We start from the raw sequence: 23,773 nt of genomic DNA, 5'->3' as shown, positions 1-23,773 counted from the left end.
TCGCGCGGAGTTCCTCGGGCTGAGCGTAAACGCAAAGGTGCGCCGGGGCAGTCTTTCGATCTGCCCGCGGCGCTGGAGACCTGTCCGGTCGGCGACAGGCCGGATTGCCGGCAGTCTCATCCGAAAAGGCTGAGAACGGATCGGTAGGGTATGGCCCGCGGCAACCCTGCCGAGACGATTTCGGAGAAACCGTTGACCAACGTGCTGATAGTTGTCCTGATACTCGTAGTGATCGCTGCCGTCGTGTTTGTGGTCCTGCGTGGACGCCAGGGCAAGCCGAGTGCTCGCGTCGACCCGCTCGCCGACTATCCCGAGGTGTACGACCCCCACAAGATCGGGGTCGGCGACATCATCACGTACGCGGGTATCGACCATGTTGTTCGAGGGACCATCACGCTCGACGAAGAGGGGTACATCTGGCGTGAGCACCTTCTCGACGGTTCGACCGGTCGTCGTTGGTTGACGGTCGAGGACGACGAGGGCGAATTGGAGATGACTCTCTGGATGCGTCGAGAAGGAACCAACCTGGTCCCGAACGGCGACGTCATTCTCGACGACAAGGTTCACCGCAAGATCGAAAGTGGAACGGCGAAGTTCACGGCCGAGGGTACGACGGGTACGGCCCCTTCCGGCTCGATGGAATACGCGGACTATGCGACCGCAGACAAGACCGGCCTGATTGCATTCGAGAAGTGGGCGCGCGGACAGTCGTGGGAGGTTTCCACGGGACGGGCGGTCACTCGCAGCGAACTCACTGTCATCCACTCGGGCCCCCCGGAATGAGCCTGTATCTACTCGACGTGGAGCCGACCGACGTGGATGCCTCGGCACTGGGGTTGGTACTGGGAGCTCCTGCGCCACCGACCCTCGCCGAGTTGGTGATCGGAACTTCCGACGCGACGCTGACACTCGGAGTGCTCGGGGCTTCGCACGTGGTGACGGCCTGGGCGTCGGGAAAGGAACTGACCGAGCAGGTTTCGTGCGATGCTCTTGCCGCCGGCGGTGAACCCTTGCCGGCAGTGGAGTCCACGGAAAACTACCGGTTCGAGTCTTCCTCGCTGATCCTGGACCGAGTCGAATTCGATTCGGAAGCTGCATCGTTGAGAGAGTCCGCCGGCCAGGACGGTTGGATCTGCGGATCCTTTCCCGGCGACGACACAGCGTTGACCGCGTTGTGTGGCGTGCGAGACCGCCAGGGGTGGAGTTGGCAGAGTTGGCATTTGTACCCGGGGGAGGGGACAGGAGTGATCGTGAAGACGCGCAGTAGGTGGCGCCCGTGAGGGGGCGGACGTGGTTTGCTCCGGTGATGCTGGCGGCCGCAATTATGTTGTCGGCGTGCGGTGGTGGAGCCAAAGACTTCATCGCGGACAACTATTCCAAGACGTCCCAGGATGGCGACGTCGTGTTGTACTCGTCGAAAGATCCAGTGGGCACGACCGTCTCACGGATTGTCGACGCGGACGAACCAGCGGCGCGAAGTGCTGACGGCGGCAACGAATACCTGCGCTACGACGACGACATCGTCACTGTCAGTTCGGCTTCGGGCGGTGGCAGCACCATCAAGGTAGAGGACATCGACGGCACGTATCGCAGCGGCGGATACGCGTACCTGGGACCGGGCTTCAACCCGGGATCCCCGGCGGGTGGAAGCAGTGGCAGCGGCGGCTCGGGTAGTGCCAAATGACGGTAATGCTCAATGAGAAGGAGAACGGCGTGACGAACATCTTTGCATCCACTTCCGTCGAGATCGGAACGGTGGATCCGGCATTGCTCGTCGGGGGCGTTCTCGGCACCCTCGCCTACTTCGTCGTCGGTGCAGCGGTTCTGGCGACGGGATTCCTGGTCCTCGACCTCATGACACCCGGAAATCTCCGCCACCAGGTTTACGTCGACAAGAACCCGAACGCTGCGATTCTGTTGGCCTCCAATCATCTTGCGCTGGCGATCATCGTGGTGACGGCTATCCTGACCAGTTCGGACGGCTTTGCTCAGGGACTCGCCGACTCCGCGGTGTACGGACTGTTCGCGATCGTGTTGCAAGCGATCGCGCTGCGATTGATGAACGCATTCCTTCCCGGCAAGTTGGTTGCGCTGGTGCAGGATCCGAAGATGTGTGGCGCCGCGTGGGCTGTGGGTGTGAGCTTGCTGTCCATCGGTTTGGTGAACGCCGCAGCGCTCACCTGATGGTTGCCGCTGATCCCGATGTGACAGTTGACGAGCGTTCGACGATGCTCGGCCCGCGCGCACGCGTCCTTCTCCTTGCGGCTGTTGCGGCGTGCGCTGCGTGTGGCCTGATCTACGAGCTGGCCCTGTTGACACTCAGCGTGAGTCTGACCGGCGGCGGCATCACCCAGACGTCGTTGATCGTCGCGGGATTTGTTGCCGCTCTGGGTATCGGAGCGCTGGCCGCCAAACCTCTGCTGGGACACGCTGCCGTTTCGTTCGTGACGGTCGAGATACTGCTCGGGCTGATCGGCGGATTCAGTGCCGTCACGCTGTACGTGACCTTCACGTTCTTCGGTTCCAGCGCAGCAGTTCTGGTGGCGGCGACCGCGCTGATCGGCATCCTCGTCGGTGCCGAAGTGCCTCTGCTGATGACGCTCTTGCAGTCCGGTCGCAGCGACAACGACGCACAGAGCACCGGAAAGGTACTGGCCAACCTCAATGCCGCCGACTACCTCGGCGCATTGATCGGTGGTCTGCTGTGGCCGTTCGTACTGTTGCCGTGGGCGGGAATGATTCGCGGTGCCGCACTCACCGGCATGATCAATCTCGTGGCTGCGGCAGTGGTCGCGCTGATACTCCTTCGGTGGCAGCTCAGCCTGCGCGCACGATCGATCGCCGTCGTCGCAATGCTGTTGGCAGCAAGTTTGATCGGATGGTTGCTGATCGCGGCCTCGGACATCGAGACCACGTCGAGGCAGCGGCTCTACACCGATCCCGTGGTGGCCGCCGAGCGATCGGTGTACCAGGAAATCGTCGTCACCGAGCGGGGGAACGACGTGCGCCTGTTCCTCGACGGAGACCTGCAGTTCTCCAGTGTCGACGAGCATCGGTACACGGAGTCGCTGGTGTATCCGGCCCTGGTGAACGACCCCCGGCGCGTGCTGATTCTGGGCGGCGGTGACGGCCTCGCTGCACGGGAAGTGCTGCGAATGAGCAGCGTCGAGCAGATCGTTCAAGTGGAACTTGATCCGGCAGTCATCGAGTTGGCCAACACGCGTCTTCGTGATCTGAACGAGGGAGCGCTCGAGGATCCACGGGTGGACGTCGTACCCGACGACGCGTTTCGGTGGCTGCGAGAGCGTCCGGAACCGGGTTTCGATGCGGTGATCGTCGACCTCCCAGATCCCGACACCCCCGCACTTGGCCGCTTGTATTCGATGGAGTTCTACGGACTTGCCGCTGCCGCGATGAATCCGGGCGGGCTGATGGTCGTCCAGTCCGGCAGCCCGTACTCGACACCGGATGCGTACTGGAGAACGGTGTCGACGGTATCGGCTGTCGGACTGAGCGTCTCGCCCTATCACGTTTTCGTGCCGAGCTTCGGTGACTGGGGATATGTGCTCGCGCAAAGAGGTTCCACGCCGCCCGAGCTTCGTCTGCCCGCTGATGTGCCGGAACTACGGTTCCTCGACGAGCCGACGCTGGCGTCGGCCTCGGTGTTTCCTCGCGATCGCCCGAGGCGGGAGTTGGAACCCTCGACGCTCGACCGGCCACGCATCGTCGACGATATGCGCAAGGGCTATGAACGCTGAACTCCCGACCGAGTAGCTTGAATCGAGACTCTCGGCCACGACGGAGGTACGGATGACTGTTCGGATCGAGGAGCACGCACCGGGAGTTCGGTTGCTCACGATGAAGCGCAGGAAGCATTCGCAGCTTTTCATGAAGAAGAGGTGATCGAAATGAACGGTGCACAGTCGCTCATCCAAAGCCTGGTCGACTCGGGCGTCGAGGTGTGCTTCGGCAATCCAGGAACGTCCGAGATGCATTTTGTCGCCGCACTCGATTCCGTTCCGCAGATGCGGGCGGTACTCGGCTTGTTCGAGGGCGCCGTGACCGGTGCCGCGGACGGCTACGCACGGATCGCCGGAAAGCCTGCCGCGACGCTGCTCCATCTGGGCCCCGGTATGGCGAACGGACTGGCGAACCTTCACAACGCGCGCCGCGCCCACACACCGATCGTGAACATCGTCGGGGACCACGCGACCTACCACCACGGTTTCGACGCTCCTCTCGAATCGAACATCGATGCGCTGACCGAATGGTTGGAGGGGTGGAGTCGACGTTCCGAATCCACCGCGACCGTCGGTAGCGACGCGGCCGACGCCGTTGCCGCCTCGTTGAATCCGCCCGGACGCATTGCCACACTTGTCCTCCCTGCCGACGTCTCGTGGGGCGAAGGTGGAGTTCTTGCGGGTCCTCGGGACATACCGGGGCGGGCGGAAGTTTCTGCAACACAGATCGACTCGGTGGTGGGCGCGCTCAATGCCGAGGGTCGCGCCACGCTACTGCTGGGCGGCGCAGCCTGTTCCGAAGCTGGGCTGCGCGCCGCTTCCCGAATTGCGGTCGCGACCGGTGCCCAGATTCTGATCGAGACTTTTCCAGCCAGGCTTCAACGAGGTGCGGGGCTACCGTCATTCGAGCGCTTGGGATACTTCGCCGAGCACGCCACCGAACAACTTCGCGGAACAACTCAGCTGGTTCTGGCCGGAGCGGTTTCGCCGGTCTCGTTCTTTGCGTATCCCGGAAAACCGAGCGATCTGGCACCGGAGGGTGCTGCGGTGACAACGCTGGCAAGCGTCGGCGACGATGTTGCCGGTGCACTGGAGGCAGTGGCCGAACTCGTGGCACCGGGAGTCGAACCTGTTTTGCAGGAAGCGAATCGGCCGGCGCTGCCGAGCGGGCCTCTGGACGTTCGAAATTGGGCCGACGTGATCGGCGCCCTGCTGCCCGGCGACGCCATCATCTCCGACGAGGCGGCGACTTCCGGTTGGGCGATCCCGATTGCCCTTGCCGGAGCGCCGCGCCACGACGTGCTCACGCTCACCGGAGGTGCCATCGGCCAGGGCATCCCGGTGGCGACGGGCGCCGCTGTGGCAGCGCCGGAGCGACCGGTGATCAATCTCGAAGCCGACGGAAGCGCGATGTACACCATCACGGCGTTGTGGACGCAGGCGCGAGAGATGTTGAACGTCACGACGATTCTGCTCAACAATCGCGCGTACGCCATCCTGCGTGGCGAACTGCAACGAGTCGGCGCAGAAGGTGGCGGCGTCGTCGCACAGTCGATGCTGGATCTGTCATCTCCGAACATGGACTACGTCAAGATCTCCGAGGGGTTGGGAGTGCCCGCGTCGCGGGCGAACACAGCGGAGGAGTTGGCCCAACAGTTTGCCGCAGCGCTGGCGGAACCCGGCCCGCATCTCATCGAGGTCATGCTGCCTCCGACGTCGTGATTTCGACCTCGAATCGATCGTCGATCGTGCATTCAACTGGAGGTTTTCGGTGCTAGCTGCGATCGGTCTGTCTCTTCCGATTGCCCTCGGCCTGCTTTTCGTCTCGATGCCCATGGCGGTGATCGTGCTCGTCATGATCACCGCTGGAGCACATCGAGGGGCGGCATCTTTTCTACTCGGGTGGGTCCTCGGAATCTCGGCAGTCGTCGCGGTGACCATCGTGATCGCGGACTATTCGTTTGCGGAGTCGGAGTCGTCGCGGACTTCCGTGTGGTCGAGCGTCGTACGAATCGTGTTGGGTCTGGTCCTGTTCGGCTTGGCATACAAGCAGTGGCGCGCGCGTCCGCGAAACGGGAGTGAGCCGACAGTTCCGAAGTGGATGAAGAGCGTCGACGGGTTGACTCCGCGGAAGGCGTTCGGGTTGGCGTTCTTGTCCGCGGCGGTCAATCCCAAGAATGCAGCGCTGGCGGTATCCGGTGCGGCCACTATCGCGGTCGCCACGAATGTCGTTGCCCAACAGATTGTTGCCGCGGTGATCTTCACGGTCATCGCGAGCGTCGGCATCGCGTTGCCGATCCTGGTGAAGGTGCTCTCCGGCAAGCGTGCCGACGAGATCCTCGCGTCCGCGAAGGCATGGATGACCGCCAACAACGCGGTGATGATGACGGTCATCCTGACGATCCTCGGTGCGACCGTGCTGGGCGAGGGGCTCAGTGGGCTGCAATAGGTCGCCTACCATTGGCGGGTGACTGATTTCGACGACGACGCTGCCGGTTCCATTGCCTCCGCTGCTTTGGCTGTTCTGCGCGAGCAAGGCCCGCTGAGTCTCGAAGAGTGGGCGACCCATCTCGAGGAGTACGGAACTGCGACCGAGTTGGCCGATGTACTCGAGTACCTGTCCGAACCGATGCTCGGGTACCTGCCCAACGGAAAGTACGTCGCTCTCGACACGGTCCTCGAAGGGCTCGTGTTCACTCACCGGCTCAGCGAAGTCGAAATTGCGTCGGACATCCTTGACGCGAGCCCCGACCTGGAACCGATCTTGGCATTCGGCGACGACGACGGGGCGATCCGGGTGGCCCTGGCGGAAGAAGCAGCCTCCGAACGCGGAGCTGCTCCCTTCCGGAGTCGACGAGTTGTGGTACTTCCGGCCGGAACCCTCGGCGAGTGCGCCGACGGTGATCTCGTCGGCTTGGCTGTCGAAGACGGAACACTTGCGTTTCGTCTGGTCGAGATCGAGGACGAACCCGATCTTGCTCCGGCGCTCGGCGAACTCTTCGAGGAGGACGGAGTCGAGGCCCTGGATTCTGTGTGCTGGCAACTCCTGATCGAGGATCCGTCACTCTTCACGGTTCCTGTTGCGCCGCTGGGTGAGATCTTCGAGGTGGCAGGTTACGAGCACGAGCGTGAGCTACTGGCTCGGCGGGGATTCGACTTCGACGCCTACGACCTGCAGATTCGGACAGCCTTGGTGGCCGGTACCTACGACCTGACCCACGACGAGGCAGTCTCTGCCGTTGCGTTTGTCGATCTGGCGGACCGCGGATACACCGACGCGGTCATCGCCGACTTCGATATCGCGGACTGGGCCCACCGTCATGTGAGCGCTGCTCCGGACTCTTTTGTCTCACTGGCAGATCCGGGTGCTGCAGTGGCCGTGTTCGATCTCGGATTTCGGAATCAGGACCCGGTGACCGACGCAATCCTCGAAGCGCTTGCCTCCGAACTGGCCGAGCGAGGGCCACGGTCGGTCAGGGCGGCGGCTCATTGGCTCGCCGGTAAGGCCGTCGATCGGCTGGGGCGCGTCCTCGAAGCGGAGGCGCACTACGAGAAAGCGCTCCTTGCCGAATCCGGTTGGGGTCCGGCCTTGTTCGAGCTGGCTCAGTTCGCGTCGGACCGCGGCGACGCGACCCGGGCGCTGTCACTGCTCGGGCGGATCGACGGCGGAACCGAAGAGAATCTCTACGCCGTACTGCAGGACTTCGTCCCAGCCGATCACCCGGAACTCGGGCGAAACGACAAGTGTTGGTGCGGTTCCGGCCGCAAGTACAAGGTCTGCCACCTCGGAAAGGCCGATGAATCCGTCAAGGCGGACGGTCGGTGGCTGTACAAGAAGGCATGCCTGTTTGCGTTTGCCTCCGAATTCGTCGACATCGTGACCGGGCTCGACGATCTCGAAAACGAAAATCTCTCCGAGGACGAACTGATCGCGGCCACGATCTTCGACGGATCGGCACTGGACGTCGCTCTGTTCGAGGGTGGAATCTTTGCCGAATTCTTGGCCAGACGCAGCGAACTACTTCCGGAGGCGGAAGTTGTGACAGCCGCACAGTGGCTCGGAATCCGGAGGTCGGTGTACGAGGTGATCGAAACGTCCGACACCGGCGTCGTGCTGCTCGATCGTGGGTCCAAGGAGACCGTCACGGTTGCTCACTCGGTCGAAGGCAAGCCAGGTGATGTGATCAGTGCTCGGGTCCTGACGGCCCCCACTGGAGCGTTTGCGGTGGGTGTTGTGGTCATGGCAATGGAATCGCAGGCTGCGAGGGTGCTCGAGGTTCTCGCTTCCGAAGATCTCGAGGCCGAAGAACTGGTGCGCGAGTTGCGTGGAGGCGCCGATCACTCGACCGATGACCGGTGACGATGTATCGAGTCGACCCCGTTAAAGTTGGATAGGTGAACGAACCGATGGATGCCAATGACTTGATCGCCGAAGCCGCGATGGAGTTGTTGCGTGAGCACGGCCCGCAGACAGCGGCGGACTGGGGCACCCTGTTGGCTGACGCCGGGCACGGTACAGCCGAGGACATGACCGAATTCGTCGAGTACGTCGAGGACCCGTTGCTCGGATACTTGAGTGAGGAGCGGTACGCCGCACTCGACACGTTGTTCGAGCATCGAGTGTTGACCCATCGCCTCACCGAAGCGGAGATCAAGTCCGGCGTTCTCGACGCGAACCCCGATCTGATGATGCTGCGGGTTTTCCTCGATCGTGACGACGACGAAATCCACGGCATCAGCGTCGTGCACCGCGGGACCGACGACGATCTTTTGGCTGATCGTGGGATCGAAGATCCGGAGTTCCCACACGACGAAGGCTTTCTGCTCGACACCGACACCCTTGCCGAGTGCTCGGTAGGTGACTTGATCGGATTGTTCGTCGCTGACCGTGAGCTGACACTCTGCACCATCCCCGAGGTACTGGATCCCGCACCCGGATTCGGCGAGAGTCTGGGGACGGTCCTCGCAGACACCGGTGCTGACACCCTCGATGCCATTGTCTGGCAATTGATGCTCGACGAGCCGTCGCTGTTCCGTCAGCCGACCGCACCGCTGGGCGAAATGCTCGAGGCGGCAGGTTACGTCCGCGACGGTGATTACGTTGCGGTCGACGGATTCGATTTCGAGGCGTACCACCTGGCGAACCGGGCTCGCATGCTCGAGGTCCGCGAGAATCTGCACCCCGAAGAAGCCGCGTCGGTGATCGCCTTCGTCGATGTGGTCATGGCCGCGAAAGCTGAAGGCGTCGACGATGTCTCGGACTGGGCGCGCAAGCAGATCAAGGAGGATCCGCAGGCCTTCGCAGGCCTCGCCGAGCCGCCCGCGGCTGCGGCAGCGTTGGAGCTGTTGTCCGAACTCGACGATCATGATTCCGTATTGCATTCTGTTGCAACTGCTCTCGACGAAAAAGGGTCGCGTCGTGTCAAGCCGGCAGCGCACTGGCTGGCGGGCAAGGCTTCGGATCGTCTCGGCAAGATCCTGGCCGCTGAGGCGTCGTACGAATCAGCGCACGATCTCGATCCCGACTGGACTCCCGCGATCTTCGATCTGGCGCTACTGGCCGCCGATCGAAGCGATGTGACGCGCGCGCTGGCTTTGCTGGGCCGAATCGAGGGTGGCGAGTCCGAGGTTCTGCACGAGGTTCTTCAGCGCTACGCCCCGGCCGAGCACCCCGAACTCGGACGAAATGACAAGTGCTGGTGCGGTTCCGGTCGAAAGTTCAAGGTTTGCCATCTCGGTAAGTCCGAGGTGACGTTCGACGACCGGGCCAGCTGGCTCTACGTCAAGGCTCAGTTGTTCTCGCGCACGCCGGAGTACTTCGACGCCGTGTTCGATCTTGCGCTCATCCGTGCCGAGCAGTTCAACAGCGAAGAAGCACTGACGCTGGCCGTCGAAGGTGGTTTGGCCGTCGACGCTGCCTTGTTCGATGCGGGTATCTTCGCGGCTTTTGTCGAGCGCCGCGGAGAACTGCTGCCTGCCGACGAACGCGAACTGGCCGATCAGTGGTTGTCGATTCCGCGCTCGGTGTACAAGGTCGCCTCGACGGAGCCGGGACAGTTGGTGACCCTCAGCGACGTCCGCAACGGGCATCTGGTGAAGGTCACGGACGAGTGGGGCTCGCTGAACCTCGAGCCAGGCACACTCGTGTGTGCTCGTGTTCTTCCGGCCGGGTCCACGATGCGCACGTTCGGTGGCATCGAACCGCTTGCGGTAGAAGACAAGAAGGTGTTGATCCAACTGATCGAGTCCGAGGACACCGAGCCGGGTCAGCTGGTGGAGTTCCTCAGTCGCGGCCTTGCCGGTGCGCCTTTCCGGTAGCGCGAACTACCAAAAAGGCGCACGGGGCCGGAGGCCCTAGGGCGTTACCTGAGCCAACATCATCTGCTCGAAACCCTCACCGTACGGCGGGAGCATTCCCCATTCACCGCGTGGGTCATGCTGCGCTGCTTCGAATACCGTTCGCGCGTGACTGAACTCCAGGAAACCCTCACGGCCGTGGTAGTGCCCGATGCCCGAAGCCCCGACGCCGCCGAAGGGTGCGTCGCTCAGCCCGGGGTGAGACATCGCGTCGTTGATGGTGACGCCGCCCGAGACGGTGCGTTCGAGTACGGATTCCTTCTCGTCCAGATCGGTTCCGAAGTAGTACAGCGCCAACGGTTTCGGTCGTGAATTGATGTCGGCGACGACGTTGTCGAGTTGGTCGTACGGCAAGACGACGACGGCCGGCCCGAAGATCTCCTCCTTCATGATCTGCGCGTCGGTCGGAGGGTCGACCACGATTCGCAGTGGGCGACGACGAGTGTCTGCGGAGAGTTCTTCGTCGGGAACGGTGATGATCCGTGCCCCACGTTCTTCGGCGTCCGCGATGTACCCCTCGATGCGTGCGAGGTGACGATCGCTGACTATCGAGACCATGTCTTTGTTGTCGGCGATCGTGGGAAACAGTCCCGTGAACTGGTCGGTGAACGCGTCGATGAATGCTTCCGTGTTCTCGCGCGGAACGTAGATCAGATCGGGAGAGACACAGAGTTGACCGGCGTTGGTGGACTTCGCGATAGCCAAACGCGAAGCAGCAGAGCTGATATCGGCACTGCGGCTCAAGACGCTCGGTGACTTGCCGCCGAGTTCGAGGGTGACCGGCACCAGGTTCTTCGCAGCATTGGCCATGACCAGCTTTCCGACGGTCGTGCTGCCGGTGAAGACGAGGTGGTCGAAAGGCAGCGACGTCAGCAGATCAGCGACTTCCGGGCCGCCGGTCACCACCGCGACCTCCACGGGGTCGAGAGTTCGACGAGACGCCTCGGCCAGGACGGCCGCAGTATTGGGCACGATCTCCGACGGTTTGAGAACGGCGCGATTTCCTGCTCCGAGGGCGCAGGCGAGCGGGCTCAGGAGAGTGAACAGGGGAGCATTCCAGGTTCCGATGATGCCGATCGAACCCTTCGGCTGGTACGACACGTACGCCGTGGCACCCAACTGGTCCTGCATCGCTCCGGTAGCTCTCGGTGAGCGAATCATCCACTCTTCGAGCGAATCACGAACGTGCTTGAGTGAAACCATCGACCCGAGAACGTCATTCATCACCGAGTAGGCCGGGATTCGGCCGCCGAAGTCTTCGTTGATCGCCTCGGTCAGATCCTTGTGGTTTGCCACCAGGAGATCGACGACGCGTTGAATGCGCTCGCGTCGTGTCTGCGCGGACGGAAGACCAGCGGCTCGAGTTGCTTCCTGCTGAGCGCGCAGAATCTCTTCGAGATCAGTGGTGACGGCGGCATCGGTGCTCATGGGCACTCCTCGTAGTGGCGAAGTATTGACCGGACCGTATCGACGCGGTGCGAGTGGATGTCCTTTTCGTCTCGTTGACCGGGACGGATTCGATTGGTAGAGAGAACACATGTCGCAGACACAGGTAGAAGACACTGCAGTGAAGATTTCCGTCGAGGAATCGGTGGGACTCGGTTTCCTGACGCTCGATCGGCCGGCGCGGCGCAATCCGCTCTCGGCGGAGACCATGCGTGAGGTGACGGCTGCCCTTGTCGAATTGTCTGTAGACGAGCGCGTGCGGGTCGTGATCGTGCGCGCCGAAGGCCCGGTGTTCTCCGCCGGACACGATCTGACGGAGATGATCGGGAGAACCCTCGAGGACGAGCGGGCGATCTTCGACGGCTGTACCGAGATGATGGAGACCGTACAGCGGATTCCGCAGCCGGTGATTGCCGCAGTACAGGGCCCGGCTATCGCGGCGGGCTGCCAACTGGCCGCGTCGTGTGATCTGGTTGTTGCTGCGTCGAATGCTGTCTTCGGCACGCCGGGCGTCAAGATCGGACTGTTCTGCTCGACGCCCATGGTGGCGCTGAGCAGGGCAGTAGGGCGCAAGCGCTCGATGCAGATGTTGCTCACCGGGCAGACGATCGACGCCGACACCGCTGCGGACTGGGGTCTGGTGAACTTCGTCGTCGCGCCCGAAGACCTGGACCGAGAGGTGCGCGAACTGGCCGCCAAGATCACGACGGCCAGCCCCTTGACGGTGAAGATCGGTAAGCAGGCGTTCTATCGCCAGATCGATCTGCCACAAGCGCAGGCGTACGAGGCGATGGCGGAAACTATGGCAACCAACGCCGTGACCTGCGACGCTCAGGAAGGTATGCAGGCCTTTGTAGACAAGCGAAAGCCCGAATGGCGCAATAAGTAACGATCGCTCTTCCGGTTTAGTTGGACGTCCTATAACCTGAGGCGCATGAGCCTGGATCCACGCACCAACACTGTCGACGGAGTGGTTCGGCGCTCGGCAGCCAAGTACCCCGACCGTGTAGCCGTCGTCTTCGAAGATCGCACTCGCACCTACCGCGAACTCGACGACGCGGTGACGCGGGTCGCCGCCTACTTGCTCGGTCTGGGGCTCGAACACGGCGACCGCGTCGCGGCATACGGAACCAACTCCGACGCCTATGCAATCGGATTTCTTGCCTGTGCACGAGCAGGTTTGGTGCATGTTCCCGTCAATTACGCACTGAAGGGGGAGGAACTCCGGTACCTCGTGGCGCAGTCAGGCGCCCGCGCGGTGTTGGTGGATCCGGCATTGGCGCCGACACTCGACTCGGTACGCTCCGACCTCGATCTCGATCACGTGATCGCACTGCGGGACGCGGAACTGTCCGTCGTCACGATCGGTGAGGCAGGCGAGGTGCCGGTCTTCGAACCGCGTGCGACGTCGACCGATCTGGCGCAACTCCTGTACACCTCGGGCACCACCTCGAAGCCCAAGGGCGCCATGATGTCTCACGGTGCACTGGTTCACGAGTACGTGTCCTCGGTGATCGCGCTCGGCCTCGACAAGAACGACAACCCGCTGATCTGCATGCCGATGTACCACTCCGCGGGCATGCACGTCTTCATGCTGCCCTACCTGTCCGTCGGCGCGACGGTCAGTCTGATGCAGGCGCCGGACATCCCGGAAATCCTGCGCCGTGTCGAAGCCGAAAAGATCGGATCGCTGTTCCTGGCGCCGACCGTGTGGGTGCCGCTGGCCAACCATCCGGACCTCGAGACCCGCGATCTGTCGTCGCTGAAGAAGGCGCAGTATGGCGCCTCGATCATGCCGGTCACCGTGCTCAATCGTCTGCGCGAGCGCTACCCGGACATCGGTTTCTACAACTGCTTCGGCCAGTCCGAAATCGGCCCACTGGCAACAGTTCTCCAGCCCAGCGAGCATGCTGATCGCCCGTCTTCCTGTGGTCGCGCGGTGTTCTTCGTCGAAACCCGCGTCGTCGACGCCGACGGAAACGATGTCGCCGACGGTGAGGCCGGCGAGGTTCTCTACCGCTCACCGCAGCTGTGCAACGGCTACTGGGAGAATCCGGAAGCCACCGCCGAGGCCTTCCGTGACGGCTGGTTCCATTCGGGCGATCTGGTCGTGCGGGACGAAGAAGGGTTCATCACGGTCGTCGACCGGATCAAGGACGTCATCAACACCGGCGGCATCCTGGTGGCGTCACGCGAGGTCGAAGATGCGGTCTACACGCACCCCGCCGTGGCAGAAGTTGCCGTGATCGGTACGCCCGACGAGAAGTGGATCGAGGCCGTCACCGCGATCGTCGTGCTCAAGGACGGCAACGACGAGTTGACGCCCGAGGCGTTGATTGCCCACGTCAAGGAGCGAATCGCTCCGTTCAAGGTGCCCAAGCATGTCCGTTTCGTGGCCGAGCTTCCGCGCAACCAGAGCGGCAAGCTACTGAAGCGGGAACTGCGCACCGTCTGAAGCTTGCTATAGGTTCTGCCTTACCTTCGGTTCGTTTTCAGGTCTTTGACTCCGATTGCCTCACGGTATTGACTTCGGGGGACGGCATGGACTTCGGAAACAGCAAGGTGAGTGGTGGGAATGCAGGTCGACGCAGATGACTTCGCAGATATCTTGGCGACTGCGCGGGAGTTCATCCGTAAGGAAGTAGTTCCGCGTGAGCAGGAGATAGCCGACACCGACGCCATTCCTGAGGACATACGCAAGAAGGCCGCAGCTATCGGGCTCTTCGGTTACGCGATCCCTCAGGAATGGGGTGGGCTCGGACTCGACCTCACCCAAGACGTCGAACTGGCAATGGAATTCGGCTACACGTCTCTGGCGCTGCGTTCGATGTTCGGTACCAACAACGGAATTGCCGGACAGGTGCTGGTCGGCTTCGGTACCGACGAGCAGAAGGCTCAGTGGCTCGAGCGCATCGCCTCCGGTGATGTCGTGGCTTCCTTTGCTCTCACCGAACCGGGCGCGGGCTCCAACCCGGCCGGCCTTCGGACCAAGGCAGTGCTGGATGGATCCGACTGGGTGATCGACGGCAACAAGCGGTTCATCACCAATGCTCCACTGGCGCAGCTGTTCGTGGTGTTCGCGCGCACTCGCCCGGCGGATTCCGATGGTCCGGGAATTGCAGTGTTCCTGGTTCCGGCTGACACGCCAGGTGTCACGGTCGGTCCCAAGGACAAGAAGATGGGTCAAGAAGGTGCTTGGACCTCCGAGGTCACCTTCGACAACGTCCGGGTTCCCGAGTCGGCCCTCGTCGGTGGCGACCAGGACACCGGATACCGCGCAGCGATGACGTCTCTCGCGCGCGGACGAGTCCATATCGCGGCGCTCTCGGTGGGAGCAGCACAGCGAGCGCTCGACGAATCTGTCGCGTTCTCCGTGGTCACGGAACAGGGCGGCACCGCGATCGGCGACTTCCAGCTGGTTCAAGCGATGTTGGCAGACCAGCAAGCCGGTGTGATGGCAGGGCGCGCGATGGTGCGCGAGGTGGCCGCGCGGTACGTCAGCGGTGAGGATCGCCGTCTCGGGCCTTCGGCGGCAAAGCTTTTCTGCACCGAGATGGTGGGCAAGGTCGCAGATCTCGCCGTGCAGATCCACGGGGGCAACGGGTACATGCGCGGTGTTCCGGTCGAACGCATCTACCGTGAAGTTCGCCTGTTGCGCCTGTACGAGGGAACCAGCGAGATCCAGCGTCTGATTCTCGGTGGTGGGCTCGTGGCGCAAGCGAAAAAGCAAAACCAGCGCTGACACATTTTCCAGACGAGCTTTAACCTCACGAACGGAGTGGACATGGGATTGTTGGACGGCAAGGTTGCGGTAGTGACCGGTGGAGCCCAGGGCATCGGGCTCGAAATTGCGCGCACCTTCATCAAGGAAGGCGCGACCGTCGTTCTCGGCGACATCAACGAAACCGTGGGAACGGCTGCGGTCGCCGAACTCGGTGGAGAGTCGGTCGCCCGTTTCGCTTCCTGCGACGTGCGTGACTCCGGACAGGTCGAGGCCATGCTCGATCTGGCCGAAAGCGCTTTCGGTCCAGTCGATGTCATGGTCAACAACGCCGGCATGACGCGCGACGCCACGATGCGGAAGATGACCGAGCAGGACTTCGACGACGTGATCGCAGTTCACCTCAAGGGCGCCTGGAACGGAACACGCGCTGCCGCCGCCCGCATGCGCGAGCGTGAGACGGGCGCGATCGTGAACATCTCGTCGATCTCCGGCAAGGTGGGCATGCTCGGGCAGACCAACTACTCGGCCGCGAAGGCCGGGATCGTCGGTCTGACGAAGGCCGCGGCAAAAGAGGTCGCGTTCAAGAATGTTCGCGTCAACGCCGTTCAGCCCGGACTGGTCCGCACGGCGATGACCGAGGCGATGCCCGAACGGATCTGGAACGAGAAGCTTGCCGAGATTCCGATGGGGCGCGCAGCCGAGCCTTCGGAAGTTGCTTCGGTTGTGCTGTTCCTCGCGAGCGACCTCTCGAGCTACATGACCGGCACGGTTCTCGAGATCACCGGCGGCCGCCACATCTGATCCGTCCTGTTCGAGTGCAAGAATTCAGAGTGTGAGAATTCTGGGTGTAAAACTTCTGGGGTGACTACTGACATGGGACAGCCGAACTCGGATCTTCCGCTCGACGGAATCACCGTAGTTGCACTCGAACAGGCGGTGGCGGCACCGCTCGCCACCAGACATCTCGCGGACATGGGTGCGCGGGTGATCAAGATAGAACGCGTCGGCGAGGGTGACTTCGCGCGTCACTACGACCAGGCGGTTCACGGTCAGGCATCACACTTCGTGTGGCTCAACCGTTCCAAGGAATCGATCGCCGTCGATGTGAAGTCGGAAGCCGGCCGGCAGATCCTTCTCGATCTGGTCGCGCGAGCCGATGTGTTCCTGCAGAACCTGGCTCCCGACGCAGCCGCGAGACTGGGGTTCGGCGCGGAGGAACTGCGCGATAAATACCCACGGCTCATCGTGATCGACATGTCCGGCTACGGCAGTGCCGGCCCGCGGCGCGAGCGCAAGGCCTACGACATGTTGGTCCAAGCCGAGACCGGAATGATCTCCGTGACAGGCACACCGGAGACGGCCACCAAGACCGGCATCCCGGTCTCCGACATCGCGGCAGGAATGTACGCGCTGACTTCGATTCTGAGCGCCCTGTTCCGTAGAGAGCGAACGGGCAAGGGAGCGCTCGTCGAGGTCTCGATGTTCGATTCCACCGTCGAGTGGCTGGGCCATCCGATGTACATGAAAATGTATGCGGACAAGCAGATTCCACGTGTCGGTCTCGGCCATGCCGCGATCGTTCCCTACGATTCGTATCCCACGGCCGACGGCGAAATCCTGATCGGCGTCCAGAACGATCGTGGATGGCGAGCGCTGATGGTGGACGTGTTCGAGCGAGAGGATCTGGTCGATCATCCGCGTTACCGCACCAACATCGTGCGCGTCGAAAACCGTGGCGAGGTAGACGAATTGGTGGGCTCTCTGACGCGTCTGTACTCGACGACAGATCTGGATCAGCGTCTGGCCGCCGCTGGTGTTCCGGCCGCGGCACTCAACGACATGGCCGGTCTGCTGGAACATCCGCAGCTGGAGAAGCGTGCCAGGTGGCGGTCCGTGGGCACCGAGAACGGTCCGATCGATGCCGTGCTGCCTCCGATGACGTATTCGGATGTCGAAATGCGCATGGGTGACGTTCCAGCACTCGGCCAGCAGACGGATTCTCTGCTGGCCGAGTTGGGACTTACGGGCGACCGGATCGCGGAACTTCGCCGCGACGGATCGATCGGTTAACGCTTCTAGCGTCGAAGGTTCTCGAACACCGCGGCAATCCCTTGTCCGCCGCCGATGCACATGGTCTCGATCCCGTACCGTCCCTGGCGCCGGTCGAGTTCGCGCAGCAGATTTGCAAGGATCCGCCCACCGGTAGCGCCGACAGGATGTCCGAGCGAGATGCCGGAACCGTTGACGTTGAACCGTTCCTCGATGTCCTGGGCGCTCAATCCCCAGGCCTTGGCGCACGCGAGAACCTGGGCCGCGAAGGCCTCGTTGACTTCGATGAGGTCGATGCGGTCGAGTGACAGGTCGACCCGGGAGAGTGCTTTCGCCACGGCAGGAACCGGGCCGATGCCCATCCGGTTCGGCTCCACACCGGCCACACCCCAGCTGACCAGTTTCGCGAACGGTCGCAGGCCCAGCCGTTCGGCGTTGGCAGCAGTAGTGACGATGGCGGCTGCGCCGGCGTCGTTCTGGCCGCACGCATTACCGGCGGTGACAGTGGCTTCGGGATCGACGCGACCTCGAATGGGGCGCAGTGCAGCGAGATCGGCCAACTGAATCCCTCGGCGCGGATGCTCGTCGCGAGTGACCACCGTCTGCTCACCACGGCGTCCGGGCACCGAAACGGGAATGGTCTCGTCGTCGAAGTACCCACTGTCTTGGGCGTGAACGGCCCGTTCGTGCGATCGCACCGCGTATCGGTCCTGCTCGTCGCGGGTGATCGAGTACTCCCGGCGCAAGTTCTCAGCGGTCTCGATCATGCCGCCTTCCACCGGAAAGTTGACTCCGCCGGAGTTCGTGCGCGGTTTGGCCAATCGGTCGTGGAACTCGACGGAAGGGCGCTTTGTGCCCCAACGCATGTCGGTGGAGTAGAACTCGGTTCCGCTCATGCTCTCCGCGCCGCCGGCGATGACCAGATCACTCATCCCGGTCTGTACCTGCATCGCGGCGTAGATGATCGCCTGCAATCCCGAACCGCAACGGCGATCGAGTTGTATTCCGGGAACGGACACGTCGAGACCGGCGTCGAGTGCCGCGATTCGCCCGATGGCCGCGGCCTCTCCGTTGGCGTACCCCTGACCGAAGATGACGTCGTCGACATCGGTGGACGCAATGCCGGTTCGTTCGACGAGGCCACGCACAACAGTGCCGGCGAGTGTGGTGACGGGAACGTCCTTGAAGACTCCGCCGAATCCGCCCACCGGGGTGCGAACGGGTTCACAGATGACTGCGTCGTGCATGGAATGCGCCTGTCTCGAGGAGAGGTGGGGAATGCGTCGCGTGAACGGGCCGATCGAAGGGCCCGTCGCGACCTGGCCACTCGAATATCCAGCACGCGTGGCGCGGTTGTCAACAGCAGGAACGACCTGTTCGGACATAGTTTCCGCCATACGGTTCGTATGCGAAATCGACTTTGACACATATACCGTTCGGGGATTGAATGGATACAGCGTCTCTGCCGCACACACGTCGCGGCGGGATGAAAGTTCCTGGAGTCGAATCAATTTCGTCGACCGGGAGGGCACGAAGTACCGACTGACAGGTGGAACAGTGACTCGTTTGGCGCAGACGGCGGGATTGACCGAAACTCAGACCGATATCGTCGGGGCGGTACGCGAGTTCGTCGATCGTGTGGTCATCCCCGCGGCGCAGGAACTCGAACACTCGGATACGTACCCGACCGACATCGTCAAGCAGATGAAGGACATGGGTCTGTTCGGACTGACCATCGACCCCGAGTACGGGGGTATCGGCGAATCATTGCTCACCTACGCGCTGTGCGTCGAAGAATTGGCCCGTGGATGGATGAGCGTGTCCGGTGTCATCAACACGCATTTCATCGTGGCTCACATGATTTCGGCGCACGGGACGCCGGAACAGAAGGCGAAGTACCTGCCGCGTTTGGCTTCCGGGGAACTCACCGGTGCATTTTCCATGTCGGAGCCTGCCCTCGGTTCCGATGTTGCTGCCATATCGACCAAGGCGAAGCGGACGGACTCCGGCGATTACGTGATCACCGGCCAGAAGATGTGGCTGACCAACGGGGGTTCCTCGACCTTGGTGGCAGTCCTGGTCAAGACGGACGAGGGCGCGGAGAAGCCGCACAACAATCTGACGACGATATTGATCGAGAAACCCGCAGGTTTCGGCGAGGTACTCCCGGGCCTGACCATTCCGGGCAAGCTCGAGAAGATGGGGTACAAGGGAATCGACACCACGGAGATGATCTTCGACGGTTTCGAGATCGGAGCCGAGGAGGTTCTCGGTGGCACCCCTGGCTCGGGATTCCGGCACATGATGGACGGCGTCGAGGTCGGCCGGGTCAACGTCGCCGCGCGTGCCTGCGGAATTGCCCAGCGCGCTTTCGAACTGGCTGTCACCTACGCCAAGCAACGCGAGACTTTCGGCAAGCCGATCGCCGAGCATCAGGCCATCGCGTTCCGGATCGCCGAGATGGGCACCAAAGTCGAAGCGGCACATCTGATGATGGTCAACGCTGCCAGGCTCAAGGACTCGGGTGAGCGCAACGATGTCGCCGCGGGTATGGCGAAGTATCTGGCGAGTGAATTCTGCTCGGAGGTCACCCAGGACAGCTTCCGTATCCACGGCGGATACGGCTATTCCAAGGAATACGAGATCGAGCGGTTGATGCGTGAGGCGCCGTTCCTTCTGATCGGTGAAGGCACCAGCGACATCCAGAAGCAGATCATCAGCAAGGGCCTGCTTCGCACGTACAACTGAGCCGAGAAGCGGCACCGCGAATATGCGCGGTGCCGCTTAGTCGTGTCGGGTCAGCGGGTGAAGGCCAGGGTTGTCACCGGTGACCGGTTGCCGTATGCGTCAACGGCTTCGACGCGGGCTTCGTATGCGGTGCCCGCTGCGGCATCGGGAATCGGAATGTCGAGGCTGTTCGGCCGCGGCATGAAGTAGAAGTCCGAGAGCACCTTCGACGAGACCACCTTCGCTCCGGTGGCTGTGTCCGTGACCTCGACGGCGTAGTGGTGCACCATCTGATCGTCCTTGGCCTGCGCGATCCTCAGTGCGGTCGCACCGTTTTCGCCGGTCGTCACCGAGAGCGGAGTGCTCGAGGTGAACTCCGGCGCGTGCGTGTTCCGTGCGCCCGAGGTGTAGCGGAAGTTGTCCTTGATCTGCTGGTTGGTCGACCCGTCGAGTTCGACCGTCCACCCCGAACCGCTCAGCGTGCCCGCGCTCGAGTACGGCGGCTGCCAGTTGGCTGACCACGCGCCACCGGCGTAGATGTCGTGCTTGTCTGCCGCCATGTTGATTCGGTTGATTTCCGTGCGGTCCTGGTAGACCTCGACGAAGAGCGCTTGGGCAGTGGGTGATTCGAAACGGTTCGCGAGACCGGACTCGGTCACCATCTGGTAGCCGTGATCGATTTCGATGTACGACATCGAGCCGTCGTTGACCGACGTGAAGTCACGCTGATGGATCGACCGGTCGTCGTTGTTGTTCAGATGTGAGTGCCCGGAGAAGAAGATTGCCTGAGGGAAGGCACTCAGGTCTTCGGTCAATCGAGGGTTCGACGCCTGCTGGCCGTCCATGGCTGTGTTGCTTGCCGGCCGGTGTCCCTGGACCAGGATCGGCTTGGTCAGGTTCCCGGACTCCGCGGTGATTTCGGTCAGGCGGGACTTCAGCCAATTGCGTTGCGCTGAATCATTGTTGTAGGTTTCGGTGTTGACCGTGAAGAGATGGACACCACTGACGTCGGATTCGTAGTATCCGCCACCGGAATCCGGAAACCACTCCGCCGGATATCCGGCTCTGATCGCCGCGAGACTTGCATCGTGATTGCCGTTGGAGATCAGGAGTTGTGTGTCGTTCATGCCCTTCCGGGCGAGGTTTGCCTGGAAGATTTCTGCGACGATCTTGTGGTCGGGCCCCTTGCCGTCTCCGTTGTCGTTGATCATGTCCCCGGTGGAGAGGATAGCGTCGGGTTTCGGGAAGATGGAACCGATTGTGTCGAAGAAGCTTTCGTACTTCTTGTCGTTGTTCGCGTGATCGCCGACGTGGACGTCGGACATCACGACGACCTGAGCCAGCGGCTTTTCCGAGGTCTTGATCAGGTAGCCGAACGAGACGGCCGCGCTCGCGTGATCGCCGCGGAAAGCTGCGACAGTGACGTTGGTGTCCTGTGCGATGTGCAGCGGACGTCCCGGCGTGGCAGCTTGGCTGTCGGTGGTGGGTGTCGTTCCGTCCACGGTGTAGCGGACGGTGGCGCCGCGCTCGGCGGTGAAGGTCAGGTCGACGGGGTGCTCGTACCGTCCGCCGGGGACGCTGACGCCGGGCGCTGCGGGCGGCGTGTTGTTCTCGCCCGAAGAGCTGCCCCATTCGAAGGACGAACTGCCCCAGCCGGGTTCGGCGTGGGATTCGGCGGGGGCGATGCCGGGAACGGCGAGAGCCGCGGTCACGGCTGCTATCGCGATGGTCGTACGTCTCACGAGGATTCCTTGTCTTCGACGCGGTGGTTCAGACCTATCCGTAATTGGTCTGGACCAATTACGGTAGGTGGCGCCGGGTAGAAGAAGGTGTGTCCTGAATGTCCGATTAATGAAGCGTGTGTGAACACCCTGCAGTGCTTGGTACCGGTATACCCGGCTGCGTTTATGGCAAAGTCGATGGAGTGGACCTACGTCAGATCGAGTACTTCCTTGCCGTTGCCGGTGGTGAGTCCTTGTCGACGGCTGCGCAGAATCTGTCGGTCACCAAGCCGTCGCTGTCGCAGGGTATTCGTGGCCTCGAGCGTGAACTCGGAGTCGAACTGTTTCACCGTGTCGGTCGCGGTTTGGTGCTGACGGCAGCAGGTCGGGCGTTGGTAGGGCCGGCGAGGCAGATGACTCGCAGCAGCGCGGCCGCGTTCGACGTCGCGATCGGTACGGCCGACGAGCCTCGTGGCCGGCTCGACATCTGCTCCGCGGCACATGGTCTCGAAGGTCCGATCGCACGCATCGTGGCGGACTTTCGTGAGCGGTGGCCTGCTGTGACCGTTCGGGTCGGTGAGTTGCCGCAGGGTGCTACGTCTGAGCAGGTGTTGGCAGACGGCGCGTGCGAGGTGGTCTTCAGCTATTGGCCACCCGACATGTCGGCGCTGTCCACGAAAGTGTTGGGGGTGAACGAGTACTGGCTGGCAGTGCCGTCGGGGGTTCATCCCGACGTCTGGCCGAATGGTGTGAAACCCGCTGCGGGAGAGCCGGTGTCATTGACGGCATTGCCCGATCTCCCCGTGGTGGGTGTGCTCAAACACTCGCGGGCTCGGCTTGCCATCGAGTCGTCTCTGCAGGCCGCCGGGGCCCGGACTCGGATGTCGACGGAGTTGGCGCAGCGGGAGACCGTCGGCGCGTTCGTCTTTGCTGGTTTGGGCATGGCATTCATGGAGCGTTCGTTGGCCGAGAGGTCGGTCGCGTCCGGCGCGGAGATATTTCCGGTGGAGCCGGCGATCTCACTGAATTACGGCGTCGAGTTCGATCCGGAGACGCTCTCGCCGTTGGGCAGGCTGTTCGTGGAGGGCTTGTGACGTGGGGAGATGTTCTCGATGTACGCAGACCCGGCCGGTGAGAGCGGGCCGTCGCGGTAGACCAAGATCGTCTGCCGGGTGATCGGTGGGAAAAGCGAGCGAACCTCAGATGCCGGGGAGTCTTGTTCGGCGATCGATCTGGGCAGCAGCGCGGCGCCTACACCTTGCCCGACCATTTCCCGGACAGCAAGGCGATCAGGTACTTCCACGACGACGTCGGTGAGTTCCAGATCGTCGTCGATCGAGTGCCCGCGCCGAACTGCGGATGCCTCGACCACCATCGGCAGGCGCGCGACCACGGTGCGCGGAACCGGATCGGGGAGGTCTGTGGCCAGGCGAATGGGGATCGACAAGACCGTTTCCTGGGTGCTCACGGCAATTTCTCGAAGCCCGTCGGAGACTTCGGTACCCGGGTGGGTCTCGAGAAACCCGAGTTCACACGTACCTGCTCTGACGAGCGCGCGCACGTCCTGTGCGTTGGCGGAGGCGTTCGTGGAGAACCGAATTCCGGGTGCCGTCAGATGGAGGCGTCCGGCGACCTCTGCAACAGGGTCGATGGCGAGATCGGACTGAACTGCTATGGCGAGTTCCCCGGCGCGCAAAGCGGTTACCGCAGCCACCGCGGCCTCGGCCCGAGCAACGTCGGCGAGCAACGTACGGGCAGAATCGGCAACTGCCAGTCCGACCGTGGTGGGAGCCAGACCGCGAGTGGTGCGCTCGAAGAGTGTGGCTCCGAGAGCTCGTTCGAGGTTGCGTACGGCCTGCGAGAGGGACGGTTGCGAGATACGCAGGACGTCCGCGGCGGCAGTGACGCTGCCGTGATCGACGACCGCGACGAGATACTGCGCGCTGCGTATGTCCATCCCGGGTGCCTGCATCTGACGAATTCTCCCAGATGACGGAGCCTTGGCGGCG

20 protein-coding genes are annotated in these 23,773 nt (G+C 62.6%); 16 read left to right on the top strand and 4 right to left on the bottom strand.

Translation table 11 applies throughout. The features are described from left to right. Positions 1 to 150 precede the first annotated feature (150 nt). The 9 genes from RHP72_RS25100 to RHP72_RS25060 all read left to right on the top strand — a co-directional run bounded on the left by RHP72_RS25100 (position 151) and on the right by RHP72_RS25060 (position 10,058). On the top strand, positions 151 to 783 hold the full coding sequence (locus RHP72_RS25100; protein WP_042448586.1) for a DUF4178 domain-containing protein: 633 nt from the start codon (positions 151 to 153) through the stop codon (positions 781 to 783). Next, positions 780 to 1,280 (top strand): DUF2617 family protein, encoded by a 501-nt coding sequence (locus RHP72_RS25095; protein ID WP_042448582.1) that lies wholly within the window; start codon positions 780 to 782, stop codon positions 1,278 to 1,280. Before RHP72_RS25100 ends, RHP72_RS25095 begins: the two co-directional genes overlap by 4 nt. A gap of 26 nt (positions 1,281 to 1,306) precedes the next feature. Next, positions 1,307 to 1,684: a DUF4247 domain-containing protein gene (locus RHP72_RS25090; RefSeq protein ID WP_042448578.1), complete on the top strand. Its 378-nt coding sequence runs from the start codon at positions 1,307 to 1,309 to the stop codon at positions 1,682 to 1,684. Then, on the top strand, positions 1,681 to 2,184 hold the full coding sequence (locus RHP72_RS25085; RefSeq protein WP_042448576.1) for a DUF350 domain-containing protein: 504 nt from the start codon (positions 1,681 to 1,683) through the stop codon (positions 2,182 to 2,184). The genes RHP72_RS25090 and RHP72_RS25085 overlap by 4 nt, the downstream gene beginning before the upstream one ends. Next, positions 2,184 to 3,758, top strand: coding sequence for a polyamine aminopropyltransferase (locus RHP72_RS25080; RefSeq protein WP_311093962.1), 1,575 nt, complete (start codon positions 2,184 to 2,186; stop codon positions 3,756 to 3,758). The genes RHP72_RS25085 and RHP72_RS25080 overlap by 1 nt, the downstream gene beginning before the upstream one ends. A gap of 150 nt (positions 3,759 to 3,908) precedes the next feature. After that, the gene (locus RHP72_RS25075; protein ID WP_064688125.1) at positions 3,909 to 5,462 is read left to right on the top strand and encodes an acetolactate synthase large subunit; all 1,554 of its coding nucleotides are present in this window, start codon (positions 3,909 to 3,911) and stop codon (positions 5,460 to 5,462) included. Between the two features lie 49 nt (positions 5,463 to 5,511). Further along, entirely contained in the window at positions 5,512 to 6,189 is a 678-nt protein-coding gene (locus RHP72_RS25070) for a GAP family protein (protein WP_064443695.1), read from the top strand. Positions 6,190 to 6,207: 18 nt separating this feature from the next. Further along, positions 6,208 to 8,100, top strand: a complete 1,893-nt coding sequence (locus tag RHP72_RS25065) for an SEC-C domain-containing protein (protein WP_311093961.1) — start codon at positions 6,208 to 6,210, stop codon at positions 8,098 to 8,100. 35 nt (positions 8,101 to 8,135) lie between these two features. Then, on the top strand, positions 8,136 to 10,058 hold the full coding sequence (locus tag RHP72_RS25060) for an SEC-C domain-containing protein (protein ID WP_311093960.1): 1,923 nt from the start codon (positions 8,136 to 8,138) through the stop codon (positions 10,056 to 10,058). A gap of 36 nt (positions 10,059 to 10,094) precedes the next feature. On the opposite strand, the gene RHP72_RS25055 is transcribed toward RHP72_RS25060, so the two are convergent. Further along, positions 10,095 to 11,525: a coniferyl aldehyde dehydrogenase gene (locus tag RHP72_RS25055; protein WP_063315748.1), complete on the bottom strand. Its 1,431-nt coding sequence runs from the start codon at positions 11,523 to 11,525 to the stop codon at positions 10,095 to 10,097. Positions 11,526 to 11,634: 109 nt separating this feature from the next. On the opposite strand from RHP72_RS25055, the gene RHP72_RS25050 reads away from it, so the two are divergent. The 5 genes from RHP72_RS25050 (at position 11,635) to RHP72_RS25030 (ending at position 17,337) form a co-directional block, all read left to right on the top strand. Next, the gene (locus RHP72_RS25050) at positions 11,635 to 12,432 is read left to right on the top strand and encodes an enoyl-CoA hydratase (RefSeq protein WP_003939812.1); all 798 of its coding nucleotides are present in this window, start codon (positions 11,635 to 11,637) and stop codon (positions 12,430 to 12,432) included. A gap of 45 nt (positions 12,433 to 12,477) precedes the next feature. Continuing rightward, positions 12,478 to 13,998: an acyl-CoA synthetase gene (locus RHP72_RS25045; RefSeq protein ID WP_311093959.1), complete on the top strand. Its 1,521-nt coding sequence runs from the start codon at positions 12,478 to 12,480 to the stop codon at positions 13,996 to 13,998. 120 nt (positions 13,999 to 14,118) lie between these two features. Further along, entirely contained in the window at positions 14,119 to 15,285 is a 1,167-nt protein-coding gene (locus tag RHP72_RS25040) for an acyl-CoA dehydrogenase family protein (protein WP_007729538.1), read from the top strand. 42 nt (positions 15,286 to 15,327) lie between these two features. Next, positions 15,328 to 16,068 carry a 3-oxoacyl-ACP reductase FabG gene (fabG, locus tag RHP72_RS25035; RefSeq protein ID WP_003940214.1) on the top strand — a complete coding sequence of 247 codons (741 nt, stop codon included), beginning with the start codon at positions 15,328 to 15,330 and terminating at the stop codon, positions 16,066 to 16,068. A 72-nt stretch (positions 16,069 to 16,140) separates the two neighbouring features. Next, positions 16,141 to 17,337: a CaiB/BaiF CoA-transferase family protein gene (locus RHP72_RS25030; protein WP_007729534.1), complete on the top strand. Its 1,197-nt coding sequence runs from the start codon at positions 16,141 to 16,143 to the stop codon at positions 17,335 to 17,337. A 5-nt stretch (positions 17,338 to 17,342) separates the two neighbouring features. On the opposite strand, the gene RHP72_RS25025 is transcribed toward RHP72_RS25030, so the two are convergent. After that, the gene (locus RHP72_RS25025) at positions 17,343 to 18,563 is read right to left on the bottom strand and encodes an acetyl-CoA C-acetyltransferase (RefSeq protein ID WP_211920934.1); all 1,221 of its coding nucleotides are present in this window, start codon (positions 18,561 to 18,563) and stop codon (positions 17,343 to 17,345) included. 310 nt (positions 18,564 to 18,873) lie between these two features. Here RHP72_RS25025 and RHP72_RS25020 point away from each other — a divergent pair, with 310 nt between their 5' ends. After that, a complete protein-coding gene (locus RHP72_RS25020; RefSeq protein WP_007729528.1) occupies positions 18,874 to 20,064 on the top strand; it encodes an acyl-CoA dehydrogenase family protein in 1,191 nt (396 codons plus the stop codon). A gap of 50 nt (positions 20,065 to 20,114) precedes the next feature. Here the strand turns inward: RHP72_RS25020 and RHP72_RS25015 are convergent, their stop codons facing one another. Then, positions 20,115 to 21,785 (bottom strand): chitobiase/beta-hexosaminidase C-terminal domain-containing protein, encoded by a 1,671-nt coding sequence (locus RHP72_RS25015; protein ID WP_083056623.1) that lies wholly within the window; start codon positions 21,783 to 21,785, stop codon positions 20,115 to 20,117. 182 nt (positions 21,786 to 21,967) lie between these two features. On the opposite strand from RHP72_RS25015, the gene RHP72_RS25010 reads away from it, so the two are divergent. Further along, positions 21,968 to 22,858: a LysR family transcriptional regulator gene (locus RHP72_RS25010; RefSeq protein ID WP_030537198.1), complete on the top strand. Its 891-nt coding sequence runs from the start codon at positions 21,968 to 21,970 to the stop codon at positions 22,856 to 22,858. On the opposite strand, the gene RHP72_RS25005 is transcribed toward RHP72_RS25010, so the two are convergent. Further along, the gene (locus tag RHP72_RS25005; RefSeq protein ID WP_054188394.1) at positions 22,792 to 23,736 is read right to left on the bottom strand and encodes a LysR family transcriptional regulator; all 945 of its coding nucleotides are present in this window, start codon (positions 23,734 to 23,736) and stop codon (positions 22,792 to 22,794) included. The genes RHP72_RS25010 and RHP72_RS25005 overlap by 67 nt on opposite strands. Positions 23,737 to 23,773 lie beyond the last annotated feature (37 nt).

It is taken from the genome of Rhodococcus sp. SG20037 (assembly GCF_031763325.1).
Lineage (GTDB): Bacteria > Actinomycetota > Actinomycetes > Mycobacteriales > Mycobacteriaceae > Rhodococcus_F > Rhodococcus_F qingshengii.
Note: the sequence above shows the minus strand (reverse complement) of the source record. Positions and strands in the feature narration are given on the sequence as shown.